Source organism: Streptomyces sp. NPDC006655 (genome assembly GCF_040703965.1).
Lineage (GTDB): Bacteria > Actinomycetota > Actinomycetes > Streptomycetales > Streptomycetaceae > Streptomyces.
The window spans coordinates 18,260-34,440 of sequence record NZ_JBEYJU010000097.1; the positions used below are offsets into that span (position 1 = coordinate 18,260).

The 16,181-nt window shown below is 70.2% G+C and carries 20 protein-coding genes and 1 pseudogene; 18 read left to right on the forward strand and 3 right to left on the reverse strand.

The window, feature by feature from the left end:
* Window positions 1–3 precede the first annotated feature (3 nt).
* On the reverse strand, window positions 4–969 hold the full coding sequence (locus AB0958_RS36440; protein WP_366894753.1) for an IS481 family transposase: 966 nt from the start codon (window positions 967–969) through the stop codon (window positions 4–6).
* A 197-nt stretch (window positions 970–1,166) separates the two neighbouring features.
* On the opposite strand from AB0958_RS36440, the gene AB0958_RS36445 reads away from it, so the two are divergent.
* The 18 genes from AB0958_RS36445 to AB0958_RS36530 all read left to right on the forward strand — a co-directional run bounded on the left by AB0958_RS36445 (window position 1,167) and on the right by AB0958_RS36530 (window position 14,881).
* A complete protein-coding gene (locus AB0958_RS36445; RefSeq protein WP_366894754.1) occupies window positions 1,167–1,883 on the forward strand; it encodes a hypothetical protein in 717 nt (238 codons plus the stop codon).
* Window positions 1,884–1,912: 29 nt separating this feature from the next.
* Complete coding sequence (locus tag AB0958_RS36450) at window positions 1,913–2,683, forward strand: hypothetical protein (protein ID WP_366894755.1); 771 nt, start codon at window positions 1,913–1,915, stop codon at window positions 2,681–2,683.
* A gap of 32 nt (window positions 2,684–2,715) precedes the next feature.
* A complete protein-coding gene (locus AB0958_RS36455; protein WP_366894756.1) occupies window positions 2,716–3,213 on the forward strand; it encodes a hypothetical protein in 498 nt (165 codons plus the stop codon).
* Between the two features lie 19 nt (window positions 3,214–3,232).
* Entirely contained in the window at window positions 3,233–3,934 is a 702-nt protein-coding gene (locus AB0958_RS36460; protein ID WP_366894757.1) for a hypothetical protein, read from the forward strand.
* 127 nt (window positions 3,935–4,061) lie between these two features.
* Window positions 4,062–5,855, forward strand: a complete 1,794-nt coding sequence (locus tag AB0958_RS36465; RefSeq protein ID WP_366894758.1) for a TraM recognition domain-containing protein — start codon at window positions 4,062–4,064, stop codon at window positions 5,853–5,855.
* 102 nt (window positions 5,856–5,957) lie between these two features.
* The gene (locus tag AB0958_RS36470; RefSeq protein ID WP_366894759.1) at window positions 5,958–6,194 is read left to right on the forward strand and encodes a hypothetical protein; all 237 of its coding nucleotides are present in this window, start codon (window positions 5,958–5,960) and stop codon (window positions 6,192–6,194) included.
* Window positions 6,191–7,375 (forward strand): DnaB-like helicase N-terminal domain-containing protein, encoded by a 1,185-nt coding sequence (locus AB0958_RS36475; protein WP_366894760.1) that lies wholly within the window; start codon window positions 6,191–6,193, stop codon window positions 7,373–7,375. Before AB0958_RS36470 ends, AB0958_RS36475 begins: the two co-directional genes overlap by 4 nt.
* The gene (locus AB0958_RS36480) at window positions 7,372–7,974 is read left to right on the forward strand and encodes a hypothetical protein (RefSeq protein WP_366894761.1); all 603 of its coding nucleotides are present in this window, start codon (window positions 7,372–7,374) and stop codon (window positions 7,972–7,974) included. The genes AB0958_RS36475 and AB0958_RS36480 overlap by 4 nt, the downstream gene beginning before the upstream one ends.
* Window positions 7,964–8,254, forward strand: a complete 291-nt coding sequence (locus AB0958_RS36485; protein WP_366894762.1) for a DNA cytosine methyltransferase — start codon at window positions 7,964–7,966, stop codon at window positions 8,252–8,254. Before AB0958_RS36480 ends, AB0958_RS36485 begins: the two co-directional genes overlap by 11 nt.
* The gene (locus tag AB0958_RS36490) at window positions 8,247–9,170 is read left to right on the forward strand and encodes a DNA cytosine methyltransferase (protein ID WP_366894773.1); all 924 of its coding nucleotides are present in this window, start codon (window positions 8,247–8,249) and stop codon (window positions 9,168–9,170) included. The genes AB0958_RS36485 and AB0958_RS36490 overlap by 8 nt, the downstream gene beginning before the upstream one ends.
* Window positions 9,171–9,265: 95 nt before the next feature.
* Window positions 9,266–9,865, forward strand: coding sequence for a DUF4913 domain-containing protein (locus AB0958_RS36495; protein WP_366894763.1), 600 nt, complete (start codon window positions 9,266–9,268; stop codon window positions 9,863–9,865).
* A gap of 1 nt (window position 9,866) precedes the next feature.
* A complete protein-coding gene (locus AB0958_RS36500; protein WP_366894764.1) occupies window positions 9,867–10,673 on the forward strand; it encodes a hypothetical protein in 807 nt (268 codons plus the stop codon).
* Window positions 10,670–11,155: a hypothetical protein gene (locus AB0958_RS36505; protein WP_366894765.1), complete on the forward strand. Its 486-nt coding sequence runs from the start codon at window positions 10,670–10,672 to the stop codon at window positions 11,153–11,155. The genes AB0958_RS36500 and AB0958_RS36505 overlap by 4 nt, the downstream gene beginning before the upstream one ends.
* A gap of 150 nt (window positions 11,156–11,305) precedes the next feature.
* A complete protein-coding gene (locus AB0958_RS36510) occupies window positions 11,306–11,983 on the forward strand; it encodes a hypothetical protein (RefSeq protein ID WP_366894766.1) in 678 nt (225 codons plus the stop codon).
* 98 nt (window positions 11,984–12,081) lie between these two features.
* Window positions 12,082–12,936 (forward strand): DUF317 domain-containing protein, encoded by an 855-nt coding sequence (locus AB0958_RS36515; RefSeq protein WP_366894767.1) that lies wholly within the window; start codon window positions 12,082–12,084, stop codon window positions 12,934–12,936.
* Window positions 12,937–12,962: 26 nt separating this feature from the next.
* Window positions 12,963–13,169 carry a luciferase family protein gene (locus tag AB0958_RS36520; RefSeq protein WP_366894768.1) on the forward strand — a complete coding sequence of 69 codons (207 nt, stop codon included), beginning with the start codon at window positions 12,963–12,965 and terminating at the stop codon, window positions 13,167–13,169.
* A 27-nt stretch (window positions 13,170–13,196) separates the two neighbouring features.
* The gene (locus tag AB0958_RS36525; protein ID WP_366894769.1) at window positions 13,197–13,421 is read left to right on the forward strand and encodes a hypothetical protein; all 225 of its coding nucleotides are present in this window, start codon (window positions 13,197–13,199) and stop codon (window positions 13,419–13,421) included.
* 422 nt (window positions 13,422–13,843) lie between these two features.
* Window positions 13,844–14,881 (forward strand): pentapeptide repeat-containing protein, encoded by a 1,038-nt coding sequence (locus AB0958_RS36530; RefSeq protein ID WP_366894770.1) that lies wholly within the window; start codon window positions 13,844–13,846, stop codon window positions 14,879–14,881.
* A 57-nt stretch (window positions 14,882–14,938) separates the two neighbouring features.
* Here the strand turns inward: AB0958_RS36530 and AB0958_RS36535 are convergent, their stop codons facing one another.
* Entirely contained in the window at window positions 14,939–15,223 is a 285-nt protein-coding gene (locus tag AB0958_RS36535) for a helix-turn-helix domain-containing protein (protein ID WP_366894771.1), read from the reverse strand.
* Window positions 15,224–15,357: 134 nt separating this feature from the next.
* A pseudogene (locus AB0958_RS36540) lies at window positions 15,358–16,087 on the reverse strand (GNAT family N-acetyltransferase); the annotation flags it as partial.
* Window positions 16,088–16,181: the final 94 nt, after the last annotated feature.

Consider the following 16,181-nt stretch of genomic DNA (forward strand, 5'->3'; position numbering starts at 1 on the left):
CGGTCATGACCTTGGTGACAGTCGGGTGATCGGTGGCTGGCCGCCGAGCGCAGTGTGTCGGCGGCCAGTGTTGTAGAAGTGCAGCCAGGGTGCGAGTGCGTCGGCGCGTTCGGTATTGCTGGCAAAGACCTGGTGGTAGGCCCATTCGGCCTGCAGGGTCCGGTTGAAGCGTTCGACCTTGCCGTTGGTCCAGGGGCAGTGGGGCCGGGTGAACTTCTGCTTCGCGCCCAGGGTTTGGCAGGCGTCGCGGAATGCGCCGGAGGTGCGGTAGTTCCTGGCGTTGTCGGTCATCACGCGCTCGATGCGGGCGATGCCGTGGCCGGCGAAGAACGCGGCCGCGCGGGTGAGGAACGCGGCGCAGGTGACGCCTTTCTCGTCGGCCAGGATTTCGGCGTAGGCCAGGCGGGAATGATCGTCCACGGCGGCGTGCACGTAGTCGTAGCCGATGCCCCGGCCCCGGACGTCCTCGCTGCGGCCGTGGGCCCGCCAGCCACCGCCGTCGGGGATCTTCCCGAGCTTCTTGACGTCCAGGTGGACCAGGCCGCCGGGCTGGTTGTACTCGTAGCGTGCGGCGCTGGTGCGCACTGCCCGGATCACCTGTCCGGTCAGCGGGTCGCAGGCCGCCAGGGGCGGCATGTGGTGGCGGCGCAGGATCCGGCTCACCGTCCGGGCCGGGACCTGGGTGGCCTCAGCAATCTGCTCGGGTCCCCGGCGCAGGCGTCGGCGGGCCTCAAGGACGCGCTGCTCAACCTCGGCCGGGGTGCGACGTGGGCAGGTGTGGGGGCGGCTCGAGCGGTCGTGCAGCCCCGGCCAGCCGTGGGCACGGTAGCGGTTGACCCAGCGATGAGCGCATTGCCGGGACACGCCCAGTTCCTTGGCGACGTGCGCGACCGGACGCCGGCCGAAGACGACGCGACGCACCAGCAGGCATCTGCCGTGAAAGGTCAGCCGGGCATTAGCGTGGGCCACCAGGACCTCCGAGGTGAGTGAAGACGGCTATCTCCACTACGCCCGGAGGTCCACCCATGATCAACAACCGGTAGCAGGCGTGTCACCAACCTCCCGGCCGAGTACAGCTAGCGCACATTTCCCGGCCCCACCAAATCCGGCTTCGGGCCACATCCTCGTCCTCCGCATGGCCCCGACCTCTGCGAGGTGCACCTCTCGTGGCGGAAATACCCCCGCACATCACCGTCGCCCACCACGCCCAGTACGGCGTCGTGGCCGCGATGTCGCACGACAACCACGTCGCGGATCACATGCTGCGGCGGGTCAGCTTCGAGCGGCTGCCCGGCAGCCGCCTGTACGCCCTGACCGAGCCGGACCGTGATCTGACGCGGCGCGGACAGCAGGCCGTTCAGTCGTTGCGTGCCGCGCGATACAGCGTCACCTCCGACGCCGTGTACGACCTCAAGTCCGCCACTCGGCCCCACCTCGACCCAGGTCTCTTCGAGGGGCCGGAGAGCAGTTCCCTCACAGAGGTCCCCGGTGGCAGGGAAGAGGTCTTCGCCTCCGCCCGTGCACTCGATGCCGACATCCGGGCCGCCCGAATCGTCGTGCACGACCAGGTCCGCGATCCCGACGGCACGTTGCGCGCGGTCGGCACCGACACCCGCACCGGCGAGGGTGTCCTGCTGCACGGCGAGGGCGATCTGCGGTACGTCGAGACGCGGCTGGACAGCACGGCGCTCGCCTTCGACGCGTTCTCGTACATCCGCGGCAACGGACGTCCCGATCCGATTCCCGCGACCTGGCAGCACCGGGTCCAAGCCGCCACTTCCATCTCCCCGGCGCGCGCAAGCACTTCGCTACCACAGCAGCCCGACGCCACGGTCGCGCTCCGTCCGGCCCACGCTCCCCGGCAGCCGGCCCGCGCCCGCTAGGCGATCCGAACCTGAAAGACATCTTCAGCATGAAACTGCAACTCGAACCTGACGTCGCCTTCGGTGTCCACCCGGACCTCGGTGTGGTCGCCGCCGTATCGGACGATCACCCGTCCCTCGACGGGGTGCTGCGCAGGCACCACTTCCGCTACAGCAGCACGCTCGATCTCTACGTGCTGGCCGACGACACCCCGCACAACACGGCTGTGCGAGCCGTGGCCCGTGCCAGCCGTGAGTTCCAGGACGTCGGCCTCTCGGTCGCCGCCGACCCCCGCATCATGCTGCCGCCGCCGATCCCCACGCCGGACGGGGTGCCCGTACGGCAGGCACTGCCCGGTCAGTCACTGACCGCTCTGACCGGGGAGCTGCATGAGCTGCGCCGCTCGGCCGACGTCGCCGACGTCCTGGAGCAGATCCTCGACGAACACCACGGCGTCGTCGGCGACTTGGAGGAGTTCATCGACACGGCCGCCGCCTGGTGTGATCGCCTCGGTACTGCCAACGGCCGCGAGCTGGGCCAGCACCTGCGCACCATCGCCCACCACGTCGCTTTCCTCGGCGACCAGCTCGTCACCGCGCAGCTCGACCTGGCGGTCATGCCGGACGTGACGCCGGACGACGCCCCGCCCCTGTCCGAGGTGCCGCTGCTGCCCCGGTACGAGATCCCGTCGGTCACGCACACCGCCCGTTCCCGCGCCGCCCGCGCGTCCTCCCCGAACCGCCCGACCGCCCAGTCCACTTCCCCGGATGAGGCAGCCCGTTCACCGACTCCCCCGCCCAGCCCTCGTCGTACGCGCTGACCTTCCTCTCGATCACACAAGGAGTCCGGCTCATGGCCGTCAAGAAGATCTGGACCATCGACCACGCCTGTGGAGACACCACTCAGGTCGATCTCTCCGACCGTCCGGCCGACCGGCGTGCCGGCTACGCCCGCTGGCTCGCCGGGCGCGACTGCACCGACTGCTGGCGTGCCGCCCAAGGCGAGGACACCGAGTCCAAGGCCGAGTGGCTGGCCAAGAAGCGGGCCGCCGAGCAGGCGGAGGCCGAGGAATGGTCGACGCGGTACCGGATGCCTGCGCTGGAAGGGACCGACCGCGCCATCGCCTGGGGCAACCGCTGCCGCCACCAGCTCATGGCCGCCGCGTACACCGCCCTCGTCCTCGAAGGCACCACCAGCGAGACGGAGTGGACCGCCATCGAGGACGCCGCGCGGCCCCTGACGCGTGCCGGGTGGTGGCTGGACCAGCGCGACGCCGCCCCCGCTGACCTCCCCGAGTTGCTGGCAGCCGCCACCGCGGGCGACCGGCCCACCGAGAACCCTCACTTCTGACCCGCCCGCGGAGGCCTCCATGTCCACCACACCCAACGTCGTCATCACCCGCGAGCCGACCGGGAACGTCATCGCCGAAGGCGGGGACGAGCTGGCTGTCACCCTCCTCAAGCGCGCGGGCTTCGTCATCGAGACCACACCACGCTCCTTCTGGTACCGCCTGCCCTGGGACATGGGCGAGGAGCGCGAGAACCAGATGGCCAGCCATGCCGCCCGAATGCTCACCGCAGTCGGCTACCAGGTCGAACTCGATCCCGGCCTGGACGTCACCCGGATCACCACGCCCACCGATCCCCGCGGCACGCGCGTCTACGGGCAGCAGATTCTCTCCCTGACCGACCGGCTCAACGGAGCCGAGACGTACGCGAGGGCGGCCGACCTCGTCGAGCACGTCGTGCATCCGGACGACGGCGTCCTCGTCCGCCTCGGTCAGTTCTTCGAGGCCGCGGCCACGCAGGCCAACGTCGCCGACACCGATGACGGCTGGTACCTGTCCCACCTCTGCGAGGACACCGCTGCCACGCTCACCTCTCTCGCCGAGGACATGCGCGAGGCCGGCCACCAGATGCAGAGGCTCGGACCGCCCCGGAAGCGGAGCTGGCAGGAAGGCGTCGCCAGCTACAACGCGACCGCTCCGCGCCCACGCACCGGAGCCACGCCCGCCGCCGAAGCGCCCTCCGCCACGCCGCCCACCACGCCCCGGCCGGGCCGGTCTCGCTGATCACTCTCCCGCCGTTCTGTCCAACTGCCCTGCTCACCGCCACAACCGCCAGGAGCCCGCTCGTGATCGCCAGACCAACTCGCCGCCCCGCCGCCACCCGTAGGTCCGCACCCCTCTGGATCCCGCCTTGCCATCTCCGCGTACCAGCACGCCCTCGACCACCACCGGCACCGACTTCCTCCTCTACCTCCTGATCGGCATAGCCGGTCTCGGCATGGTCGGAGGCTCGCTGGCCTGGCTGTTCGGCAATCTCGCCAACGCCCTGGTCGGCTCCGATCCATCGGCCGCTTTCCAGCCGACCGACGCGCTCCTGCACCCTGAACAGGTCTGGCCGCATCTTGCTCGGCCCGCTGTCCTCACCGGTTGCTACCTGCTTCCCGCCGTCACGCTGATCGCGGCATCCGTCCTCGGCGGCCGGCTGTGGTTGCGCGTTCGCCGGAATCCCCACGGGCTGGCCGATCAGCGGGACCTGGCGGACCTGCTGCCCAAGAAGATCGCCGCGAAGGCCATCGAGCTGCGGCCCAGCCTGAAGGGCACCAAGCCCAAGGCCGTCACCCCGGACGACCGCGGCGTGCTGCTGGGCACGTTGAAGCCGGGTGCCACCGAGGTCCGCTCCTCCTGGGAGGACGTGCTCCTCGCGATCATGGCACCCCGCTCCGGGAAGACCTCGGGCCTGGCGATCCCCGCGATTCTGCGCGCCCCTGGCCCGGTCCTGCTGACCTCGAACAAGGCGGCCCGCGATGCCTTCACGGCGACGCTCGACGAGCGCTCCCGAGTGGGCACGGTGTGGACGCTGGACCCGCAGCAGATCGCACACGCCCCGCGGACCATGTGGTGGGACATCCTCGCCGACGCCCACGATCTCGCCGGGGCCCGGAGGCTGGCCGGGCACTTCGTGACCGCCTCCGTGGACGAGTCCAGCGCGGGCGACTTCTGGTCCACCGCCGCCGCCAACACCCTCACCGCACTGTTCCTCGCCGCAGCCCGCGACGGTCGGCCGATCACCGACGTGCTGGCCTGGCTCGCCTCCCCCGCCGACCGCACCCCCATCGACCTCCTGCAGGACGCCGGCCTCGACGCCGTCGCCGCCCAGCTCCAGGGCACCGTGGCCGGAGCCGTCGAGACCCGCGACGGCATCTTCGAAACGGCCCGGCAGTACGCCAGCTGCCTCCTCGACCCCGGCATCGCCGCCTGGGTCACCCCGCCCAACGGCCTGGAGAAGGTCCGGGAGTTCAAGCCGGAGGCGTTCGCGACCAGCAAGGACACCCTGTTCCTGCTGTCCAAGGACGGCGGCGGCTCCGCCTCGGCGATCATCGCCGCAGCCGCCGACGCGGTGATGCGCGCGGCCGTCATCCAGGCCGAGCGCGACGGCGGGCGCCTCGACGCCCCGTTGCTCGCGATCCTCGACGAGGCCGCCAACGTGTGCAAGATCTCCGACCTGCCGGACCTCTACTCCCACCTCGGCTCCCGGGGAGTCATCCCGATCACGATCCTGCAGTCCTACCGCCAGGGCGTACGGGTCTGGGGCGAGGCCGGCATGGACGCCCTGTGGTCCGCCGCGACGATCAAGCTGGTCGGCTCCGGCATCGACGACGCCGACTTCGCGGACAAGCTCTCCCGCCTCGTCGGCGACCACGACGTACGTACCGTCTCCGTGTCCACCAGCGAGTCGGGTAAATCCACGTCGGTGTCGATGCGCCAGGAGCGCGTGCTGCCGGCCGACGCGATCCGGGCCCTGCCCAAGGGCTCCGCACTACTGCTGGCCACCGGGGTCCGCCCCGCACTCCTCCACCTCAAGCCCTGGTACCGCGAGCCAGACGCCGACCGGCTCGGCGCCGCCTCCGCCCAGGCGACCGCGGCCATCACCGAGCGCGCGCTGGCCAAGCAGTTGCACCGCGACGACTTCGGACCGGCGGCATGACCGCCCCGGCCCGGCATGACTCGCGCACGAGACGCGGACGTACGGCCATCGCGTCCCTGAGCCGTTGCTCGCCCTCCCCTTAGTTCTTCTTGAGGTGCTCCTGTGTCCCACCCCGTACCGACCTGGGCTTCCATCCACGCGTCCGAGCGGCTTGCCGGCACCCCCGCCGTACGCCGCGGCGGCGCATGGTGGCTGGTCACCCAGACCGGCACCATCTCCGCCTCGGACCCCGTCTTCACCGGCGAACTGGACCGCTTCGCCGCCGACATGGCCGCTGCCGACCGTGCCGTCGCGAAGCTGCGCACCGAGCGCACGGCCGCGCGGAAGGACCGGCGATGACGCCGCTCGTCCAGGCCGAGCAGGCGGTCCTGGGCTCGGTCTTCCTCGACCCCGCTCAGCTCGACCATCTCTCGCCCTGGCTGCGGCCCGAACACTTCTCCCGTCCGGCACACGCCGCTCTCTACGCCGCGATGCTCAAGCTCCGCGCCGACGCACACCCGGCCACAACGGGGAAGAACGGCGACCCGATCCCCTTGTCCTGGGTGACGGACACCGTGCAGGAGGCCGGCACCCGGACCCGTGGGCTCACCGCGTCCTACGCCCACTCCTTGATCTCCGCGTGTCCCCGGCCCACCCATGCCCCCGTCTACGGGCGGATGGTCCTGGAGGGCGCCATCCACCGCAGCGTCACCCAGCACGCGATCCGTCTCCACCAAGCGGCGCGTGCCGACGCCGTCCGCGGTGGCGTCGAGGAGACGGTCCACCACGCCCAGGTCCTGGCCGACGTGCTCGCCGATCTCGCCCACCGGTGGGGCACCGAGCCGCAGCCGGTGACGCCCCCGGCTTCGGTCACGCCGTCCTCGCAGCAGCCTCAGTCTGTCGACGAACAGGTCCTCGCCGACGAGGAGTTCCTTCTCGGCTGCGTCAGCGCCCGGCCCGAGCAGCTGCTCGACGTCGTCGACTGGCTGCGTCCCGGCGACTTCGCGGACACCGGCCATCAGCAGATCTACCGCGCCCTGGGCGCCCTGCATCACCGGGGCGAGCCCATCGACCAGCTGACCGTGCTGTGGGAAACCCAGCGCCGGGGCGCGCTGTCCGACGGGACGCTCGACGCCGAACGCGTCCTGCGGATCTGCGACCCGCTGTCCTTCTCGGGGGTGGCCGAGCACTTCGGCGAGCAGGTCGTGCAGGCCTCGCTCGTCCGCACGGCCGCGGCCTCCGCCCGTCAGGTGCGCGCCCTGGCCGACGACGAGTCCCTGGCCCCGGGACGGCTGATCGGATACGCCCTGCACGCCCTGGGCCCTCTCGACGAGGTCCGGCGCCGCCTCCGGGCCGCATCCGGCACCGAGCCCGCACCACCTCGTACCGGCAGCCTGCCGGCCGCAGCCCCGCCGGAGACCCGCATCGACGCGGCACGTTCCCGTAGCCGCCCCTACGCCACCGGCGCCTCGGCTCCGATGGCCTCCGCGGCCCCGCACGCCCCTGCTCCCGACCGTGCCACCCGCCGGAGCCCGTCATGACAGACCACACCGGTCGCGCCGGCCTGGAGAAGGACGAGCTGTACGCCGTTGCCCGGGAGTTCGCCCAGCTGCGGGGTCAGATCACCGTCCCCGAAGCCCCGAGCGATCTTCTCGATCTCGCCACCGCGTCCCGGCAACTGGCCACGCTGACAGGGCTGGTCAAGGACCTGTCGGACGAGGTCCTCTTCCGGGCCGTCGACGAGGACCCCGGGCTCGATTTCGGGCCGGTCATCGACGCGTACACGTCGGCGGCGGTGCCCGCAGGTCGCGCGATGGAGAACTACACCGAGGCGTACGCCCAGTTCGGCTTCCTGCGCCGCTTCGCCGAGGCCCCCGACTCGGCGGATCTACGCGACGCCCGTGCGGCGGCGTTCCGCGTCGTCCAGGAGCGGATGGAGCTCGTACGCGACGATCTCCAGGAGGTGAGCGACACCCTGCGGGGCGCGGCGGACCGGCTGGAGGGCACGCCACCACGCATACTCGCGGCGTTGAGCCGTTCGGCCCGACCGACGAACTCGATCTACCGCCTGCCCGTGGAGCCGCCCGCCCCGGGTCCGGTCCGGCTCGCCTACACTCCGGCACCCCGTCATGGCCGCTGACCTGGCCTCGGTGGGCACGCCACCGTTGATCGGGAGCCTGTGCTCCGGCTACGGCGGCCTGGACCTCGGCGTCCAGGCCGCCCTCGGAGGCACGCTCGCCTGGCACGCCGAGATCGATCCGGGTGCCGCCCGGATCCTGGCCCGCCACTGGCCAACCGTGCCCAATCTCGGCGACATCACGGCCGTGAACTGGGCCGAGGTCCCGGAGGTGTGCGTCGTCACGGCCGGCTTCCCCTGCCAAAGACGTCTCCGTCGCCGGCCGCCGCGCCGGACTGGCTGATGGCACCCGCTCCGGCCTGTGGCACCACGTCATCCGTGCCATCGAAGCCCTCAACCCCTGCCTGGTGGTGATCGAGAATGTCCGAGGGCTCCTCACCTCGCCCGCCGGTTCCCCTGGCGACGTGGAACTCTGCCCGTGGTGTCTGGGAGACACCGCAGGCCAGCCTGCTGTGCGCGCACTCGGTGCCGTACTCGGCTCCCTGGCCGACATCCGGTTCGATGCGCGCTGGTGTGTGCTTCGCGCCTCCGACGTCGGAGCCCCACACCGCCGGGAGCGGGTCTTCCTCGCCGCCTGGCCATCCCGACGGATCACCGCTGCTCAAGACCCCGACCAGCAACCTGGGGGCCAACGGGGGCAGCCAGCACCCGGCGAAACGCAAACAGGGCGGCCACGGCCCGAACCTCGCGGACGAGATCGAGTGGCTCCTGCCCACCCCGAAGACCTCCGACTGCACCAAGACCCCGCCCAACCAGCGCCACGGCAACGGGGACTTGACCCTGCCCTCGGCGGCAGCACGCCTGCGGCCCACCCCGGATGCCCCACCCACACGCACGGCGGGACGCCGGAAGAGCGCCACGAGCCGGAGCCCGCGCACGCAGGCGCTGCCGCTGTTCGGGGATCCGGAGCCCCGGCAGGACGGGCCGAGATCTGGGGACCGTACGCCGCCGCGATCACCCGCTGGGAACGCGCCACCCGTCCCGCACCGCGGCCGACCGGCGACGCCGGCCGCCTCAGTCCGCGGTTCGTGGAGTGGATGCAAGGCCTACCTGCCGACTGGGTGACCGCCACACCCGGGCTGGGGCGTCCCGCCCAACTGTCCGTTCTGGGCAACGGGGTTGTTCCCCAGCAGGCCGCTCGCGCCCTACGGATCCTGGCCCCGCCCAGGGCCGTATGCCGGCATCGAGCGCCGCGCTGACCTGCGCCTTCTACACCCCTTTTCCGGCCGGGCCAAACCCCCGTTTCTCCGGAACCTCGACACCCCATCCACCAGAACCTGCACCAGGGGTAGCCATGTCCGAACCCGCCCACGAGAGCGAGCCGGTGCGCATACCGGACCACGACCTGGACGACCTCGTCGCCACGGTCACCCGGCTCGTCGCCGAGAGCCGCAAGCAGGGCGAGACGCTCGCCCGGCTCACCGACGACCAGCCCTCCCAGGAAGACGGCGAGCCGGCCGATCCTGTGCACCCTGACAGTCCGGCATCGGACTCCACCCCGGCCGAAGGCGATGCCACCGACGGGCCGGCCTCCGTCTTCATCCTGGCACTCGGCGCCAAGGCGTACGCCGAAGAACTGACCGCGCTGACCAACTGGGTGCACAACCTGCTCCTGCCGGTCTACGGACGAGAGATCACCACCGGCCGCCCGTGGTGCGGGCAGTGGCAGGAGCACCCCGAAGCCGTGGCCCGGCTACACGCCCTGTGGCTCGCCTGGCAGCAACTCACCGACGTCCAGGCCGGCCTCACCGGCCCCTCCACCTGGCACCGCGACCACCTCGACCCGGCCCTGCTCCAACTTCGCACCCCAGATGGCCCGTTCGGCGCCTGCACCACCAGCGCGACCCGACCCCACCACCGGCTGCTGGCCTCCCCTGAGCCCGCCGGAGTCTGAGATGCCCGACGCATACGGACCCCCTGCGCCGGACTACCGGCTCGACGGCTTCCCCGCCGCCACCGCGCAGATCGAGGACGACTTCTCCTCCGTCACGCTCTCGGACGACCTGTTCGTCCCCTTCGCCGAGCACCACAGCGCCGACGGCCGCGACAGCTACCTGCTGCTGTACGACCGATCCGCGATCTGGGACATCCCCGGGACTGCGGAGTACGTCACGCTGCACATCACCCGCGACCTCGAGCAGCTCACGTTCGACTTCGCGTCCGAGCGCCACCCGGTCGTTCCGCTGGCGCAGCACTGGCTCACCCGCCGGGGCTGCCCGAAGGAAGCCGCCGAGGTGTCCCATGACCGCGGGCCCCGTCCCGCCGACGCGGTCACGGCACGCCTTGCGGACCTGCTCCGGACCAACCCCGGAAACCGCTACGAGGTCCTCGACCACTACACCGACAACCCGTGCTCCTTCGACGTCGGCGCCGAGGTCCGCACCCTCGTCCACGACAGCCACCCCGACTCCGCGGATGCGCCGTATCGCCTCTTCCTCGAAGAGACGACCAAAGACATGCGCACCTACACCGTGCGGGAAGGCGTCTTCGCCAGCGCCGAAGAAGCGGACACGTGGGTCATGGAGCGGGACTCGCCGCTCCCCCTGGCACCCGCCCCACCGGGCGCTTCCGACCGCCGGACGGCAGCCGCCCGCGCTCGCTCCACGACCAGCGGCAACGCGCTTGCCGTAGCTCCCGCGCCCGTCTCCCCACCGCGATCAGCGGAACCCGCCCCGACGCACTCCCGTAGGAGCACGCGATGAGCCGGGCACGGTACGCCTTCGCCGCCCATCCCGAGGCCCTCGCCGACCTGCGCGCCGTACCGGAGAACATCCGCGACCTGGCCCTGCTCGAACTGCAGCACCTGGTCCACGGCAACGAACGCGGCGCAGCCCTCCAGCGCGAACTGGCCGGCTGCCACAAGGTCTACGTCGACCCGGAGACCCGCTGGCGACTGGTCATCCAGTACCGGGACGCTCCCGCCTCCTCCCAGCACAAACGGGAGATCTACCTGCTCGCGGTCGGCGAGCGCCAGGACCAGGCCGCCTACCGCGCCGCAGCCCTTCGGCTGGAACGCGAACGGGCGGCCACCACCGCGTCCACGCACGACCGGCGCGCCCAAGCCGCTACGGCCCGCTCTCCTCGCCACCGCAGCGGGCGACCGGTCACCGGTACCCAGCAGCCTGCGGCAACGACCACCTCCGCGAACCGCACCACCTCGGAACGCACCGCGCGGTCCCGCTGACGGCGGCTCAACCACTTTTCGGAGAACCCCACCGTGCCCAACCTCTCCCCCTCACCCACCCGTCATACCGAACTGGTCGACCAGGCCGTCGCCCGCCTCTCACCGCGTTAGACGACCTGGACCCTGCAGACCATCTAGCAGCACGGCCCCATGCGCCTCGCCGACATCAACTCCGCACTTCCGTGGGTGGGTGTCCATGCCATGGCCCAGATCGTGCGCCGAATGCAGACAAGCGGCCTCCTGGACCGGCCTCAGGTCGGGGTGCACGACCTCACACCGCTCGGCCGCGACACACAGTCCGTCCACCGTGCGCTCTCGGCCTGGCACCGGGCCCACCACGCTGACGACACGTCGTCGCTCGCGGAGGCGGAGCGCGTAGAGGACGCACTCGGCCGGCTGCGCGGGAAAGGCACGATCCCTCTCCTCCATGCCCTCGCGCAGTACGGCCCCCTTCCCAACGGTGAGCTGCGAGACGAAGCCGCGCTGGCCACCGGCTCCTTCCACTACCGCATCACGCAGCTCCAGACCGACCAGCTCATCACCCGCACGAGCCCCTTCTCCGGGCGCGGCTCCGAGTACACCCTGACGTCCGCAGCCCGAGGACTCACGCACGTGTACGCCGAACTCGCCGAGTTCGCCCGCAAATCACACGCCGCGGCGACTCGCCCGGACCAGCACGGCGTGACAGCTCAGCAGGCCGTACGGGCGAGCGCGGCCGTGCGCCGCAGTCCTGCGGCTTCTTCCGAGCTGTTCTCGCACGTCACAGCCCCTCAGCCGCGCGTTCCGGCATACGTCACCGCGCTCTCCCACCCGTCCCGGACCAGGTGAGTCCACTGCCCGCAGCCAGATTCCGTCGCGCAACCACGCCCGAGTATCCCCACACGGGCGGCTCAGCCGCCCGTGCCCCACCTCTTGAAGGCCCTCTCATGCCCAGCCCGGATCCCTTCGCCCTCGACCCGCATTCGGACGTCCTGGTCAGCCCTAGCTACCTCGCCGGCCCCGGCGACAGGCGCAGCATCTTCAACACCCTTGATTTCGCCTCTGATTGGACCAAGACCGTCGCCTTCGGTACCGACACCTATTACACCAGCCCATGCCAGCGCGTGCGCGTCGCCAACGCCGTGGAGAGCTTCTACGGCGGGTGGACCATCTCCTACGCCGAGGACCCGCTCGGCGTCCCCGACTGGATCACCACGTTCGACCGGAACACGCCCAACGAGATCGTGGCCGCGTTCACCAAGCTCCTCGTCGACGGACTACACAACAACTTCGCCGACTACCTCGGAGGCGGCCGGCAGTACACGGGTGTCAGCCCGGCGTCGCTGACCGCGCGGCACCAGTGGGAGCCGGTGCACGGTTCCCGGCCGTTCCGTATGGTCTCGCCAGACGGCCACGCCGCCTATCAGATGCGCGTCGGCTGGCTCCACGAGTACGACGAGCTGCTCACGCCCGAGAAGTCGACGTGGCGCATGTCCGCCGGCACCGACCCCGTGTACACGCCGAGCTGGCAGGCCTTCTTCAGCCGGTACACCCCGCAGCACCTCATCGCCGCCTCCACCGCCGTGTTCACGGACCCCACCCCCGTGCCGCGCGCCCTGGACCACATTCCCGACCGCCACCGCCCACTGGTCTCGGTGACCCGCGCGGACATGGCCAAGCCCGACCCACGGGCCGAGGCGGCGCTCGCCCGCAGCACCCAAGCCCAGGCGATGCACACACATCCGCCCCCGACCGCGCCCACCACGCTCGCCGTACACGTCGGTTCCCGACGGCAGCGTTAACCTTCCCGGTCCTGGAGAGTCCCACCGTGCCGACACATGGCCTCAGGCAACTGGCTACTTGGCCCGACCTGGGGGAGGCGGAGCCGAGCTGTGACATTGGCCGGGCACTTGCCTCAGCACACGGCGAGATCGCCCACTTCCATTCCGACAGGGACGTGGACGTACCCCCACAACGGGAACCATCCGGCGGTTCGAGGAATGCGGAACTGCTCGCGCACGTCAACTTGCAATAGAATTCGAACACGCGCTCTAATTCTGGCATGGCGAACCGCAAGGTCGACTACCTCACCAGCGCCCAGGAGCACATCCTCCGCTGCATCCGCGAGTCGATCGCCGACCGAGGCGAAGCGCCTACCATCAAGGAAATCGGCCAGCAGCTCGGCATGCGCAGCAAGGCCTCAGTGCACTGGCACCTTAGGCGCATCGAGGCCCTCGGCTACATCGCCCGCGAGCCCCGCACACCACGCGGTATCCGGCTCACCTGACCAACACCAGCCCTCCCCCGTTCACGAAGCTGGGGTCCTGACCCGCTCCGCTCAGCGCCCGCCTCCTCCATCGCGTGTGACCCGGCTTTACCGCAGTGCCAATGCCCGGTGTGTAGGTCAGTGGCAGATGTTCCTTAAACGACCGGCATACCGCGCTGATGTCCGTTCAAATGGCCCTCGTGACAGAGAGGACGCCCCGAGCCTGGGCACGTACTACACGACTCCGCCGGATCATCCTGCGCAGGGCGAGACCTGGGGTTACGCGGGCCCGCCCTCCGTTAGGGGCACGCCAGCCACGGCGCCCGAGCCGTGGCCCTCAGCGAAACCGCGCCGCCGCGGGCACCCCGGATGCCGGCACGCGCCAGCCGCGTGAAGCGGGCTGGTGGCCACGATTGGAGCGAAGCGTCAGCCTGCTGGCCACCATGGCCACGCTGGTCGTGGCCGCCTCCACCTTGATATCGATCAAGCAGGTCAGCAGCGACCAAGCCCTCACTCTCGAAGGACAGATCACCGATCGGTACAACGCCGCCGTGCAAAATCTCGGCAGCGACTCACAGGACGTCCGGCTCGGCGGCATCTACGCCCTGCAACGCATCATGCAGGACTCCCGACGGGACTATCCCACCATCGTGAACGTGCTCGCAGCCTATGTCCGGGCCCACGCCGTGAAGCCAGAAAAAGGCGGCGCGGCTCCGGGAAAATCAGCGAGCGACGTAGAAGCCGCCATCGGAGTCTTCCGAACCAGGGACACCGGAGAGGCAAGCGATGAGCTTGTCATAGACCTGTCCGACACATACCTGCGCGGAGCCCATCTGGATGGTACGAACCTGACCAACGCCGATCTGACCGGCGCGGACCTCGCCGGGGCCCACCTCGGTGAGGCATCAAGCCCGCACATTGTGAACATGGACTACCTGCCCTCGGAGGCCACCGATCTGTCCGGCGCGACTCTTCGCGACGCCAACCTCAACCACGCCGATCTGCTGGATGCGAACCTGGAGAACGCGGACCTGAGGAACGCGGACCTACGCCGGGCAAATCTCGAATCCGCCGACCTATTCGGTGCGAACCTGGAGCATGCAGATCTGCGCGGAACATACCTGGGCAGTACAAACCTGACCGTAGCGGACCTGCGCTACACGAACCTCACCGGGGTAGACCTGACAACTGCTAGAGGTCTCACCGCGGCCGACCTGGCCGGAGCAGATCTCAACGGCGCGGATCTACGAGGTGTGGACCTGCGTGGAGCAAACCTCGACAAGACCAAGCTCACCGGTGCAGACCTGCGAGGTGCGAACCTGCGCGCTATGGGTCGGTTGACGCCCTGGAGCCCGGCCGGCGAGACGCAGCTTGATGTGTCGGCATTAGTACAGGCTCGGTTGGATCACAGCACCAAACTACCTGCCAGGCTGGCGAAGGACCCACAAGTACAGAAGGCCATGGCAGCAGGCAGCAGCTGACAACAGAGTGCGACAGTCGAGTTCGGGCACCACATGCGAGGCATGTTCGTCTCTCAGTCAGGCGCCTTCGAGCAAACGCACCAGCGAAGCAGTGATCACGCGATGGCGGCCTCCGAGGGGCACGAGCTTGACTGGCGCCTCACCTCGTCTGATCAGTGCGTGAAGGTGCGTCTTCGAAACGCCGAGCGCGGTCGCGGCCTTGGGGACGCTCACCGTAGCGGGCCAGGAGCGGATCTCATCGAGAGTCGGACCGTCACTGGACTTCGAGCGGCCTCCGTCGGCATCACTCGCGGTGACTGGCGTGTCAGCGGTTGCCTGTTCGGCTGCGGCATCCCTGGTCATCAGTTCTCCCGTCTCCGGTACATGGCCTACTGCATCGACATGTAGCGCCTCAGACAAGGCGCCCAGGAGATGTACGAATTATGCGTTCGAGCGGGCCAGAGGCGCCCGGCGCCTCTCCGTGCGGGCTCGGCCCACTAGAAGTCGTACACCGCGAAGTCGGCGACCGGGCGGTACCCAATCCTCTGATAGAGGCCGTTGCTGGTGGGGTTGGCCAGGTCCGCGAACAGCAGGACCTCTGCCGCACCGGCGGCAAGCGCGGCCCGGCTCACCTCGACTGTCGCGGCGCCCGCGTAACCGCGGCCGCGCAGGTGGGTTGGGGTATAGACGGGGGCCACCCGGATCTGGCCCGCGACCATGGGAGTCCTGCCCGCCATGGATACGGGGGTGCCGTCCGGGGTTTCCCATAGCGTGACGCGTTCGTCGGCGATGCGCGTGTCCGCCCATGAGCTGTTGTCCGCGGAGGGGGTTCCTCCGATGTCGGTCACGAACTCGCGGTGCCAGAGCATGAGTTGCTCGCCGGTCCTCCTCACCCGCAACTCGCGCCCGGCCGTCAGGGAACGGCTCCGGTGGCGCGAGCGTGCCCAGGCGGTACAGACGCTCCCGCTCGTGCATCGTCGGTCTCGCGCCCGTGTGCCGCTGCCAAGCCTCGGCGAAGGAAGTGGCGGTGTCCTGGTCCGCGTTGACGCCGGGGAGGGAGTGGCCGAGGTCGGCCAGGTGGGCGGCGAGGCTGTCGGCCTCTTCGGAAGCGAGGGGAGTGAGGGTCAGGCGACGGGGCGGGGTACGGAAGAAGGTCGCGCGGACCTCACCCGCCCGCTCCAGCAAGCCGAAGACCGGGGCGTCGTCGCCGTACGCGTCCGCCCCGCGCGGGTCGTGTCCCTTGTCGTGGTGTAGCCGATCAATCGGCCGTTGTGTTGGTGGCGTTGGGTAGTTCGGGGGCGCTCTCGGGGAGCTCGGCGGG

What these genes read in the sequence shown, in the direction of transcription:
- AB0958_RS36450 (WP_366894755.1), top strand. Translation starts at nt 1,913, where the DNA reads ATGAAACTGCAACTCGAACCTGACGTCGCCTTCGGTGTCCACCCGGAC.
- AB0958_RS36455 (WP_366894756.1), top strand. Translation starts at nt 2,716, where the DNA reads ATGGCCGTCAAGAAGATCTGGACCATCGACCACGCCTGTGGAGACACC.
- AB0958_RS36460 (WP_366894757.1), top strand. Translation starts at nt 3,233, where the DNA reads ATGTCCACCACACCCAACGTCGTCATCACCCGCGAGCCGACCGGGAAC.
- AB0958_RS36475 (WP_366894760.1), top strand. Translation starts at nt 6,191, where the DNA reads ATGACGCCGCTCGTCCAGGCCGAGCAGGCGGTCCTGGGCTCGGTCTTC.
- AB0958_RS36480 (WP_366894761.1), top strand. Translation starts at nt 7,372, where the DNA reads ATGACAGACCACACCGGTCGCGCCGGCCTGGAGAAGGACGAGCTGTAC.
- AB0958_RS36485 (WP_366894762.1), top strand. Translation starts at nt 7,964, where the DNA reads ATGGCCGCTGACCTGGCCTCGGTGGGCACGCCACCGTTGATCGGGAGC.
- AB0958_RS36495 (WP_366894763.1), top strand. Translation starts at nt 9,266, where the DNA reads ATGTCCGAACCCGCCCACGAGAGCGAGCCGGTGCGCATACCGGACCAC.
- AB0958_RS36500 (WP_366894764.1), top strand. Translation starts at nt 9,867, where the DNA reads ATGCCCGACGCATACGGACCCCCTGCGCCGGACTACCGGCTCGACGGC.
- AB0958_RS36505 (WP_366894765.1), top strand. Translation starts at nt 10,670, where the DNA reads ATGAGCCGGGCACGGTACGCCTTCGCCGCCCATCCCGAGGCCCTCGCC.
- AB0958_RS36510 (WP_366894766.1), top strand. Translation starts at nt 11,306, where the DNA reads ATGCGCCTCGCCGACATCAACTCCGCACTTCCGTGGGTGGGTGTCCAT.
- AB0958_RS36515 (WP_366894767.1), top strand. Translation starts at nt 12,082, where the DNA reads ATGCCCAGCCCGGATCCCTTCGCCCTCGACCCGCATTCGGACGTCCTG.
- AB0958_RS36525 (WP_366894769.1), top strand. Translation starts at nt 13,197, where the DNA reads ATGGCGAACCGCAAGGTCGACTACCTCACCAGCGCCCAGGAGCACATC.
- AB0958_RS36530 (WP_366894770.1), top strand. Translation starts at nt 13,844, where the DNA reads ATGGCCACGCTGGTCGTGGCCGCCTCCACCTTGATATCGATCAAGCAG.
- AB0958_RS36535 (WP_366894771.1), bottom strand. Translation starts at nt 15,223, where the DNA reads ATGACCAGGGATGCCGCAGCCGAACAGGCAACCGCTGACACGCCAGTC.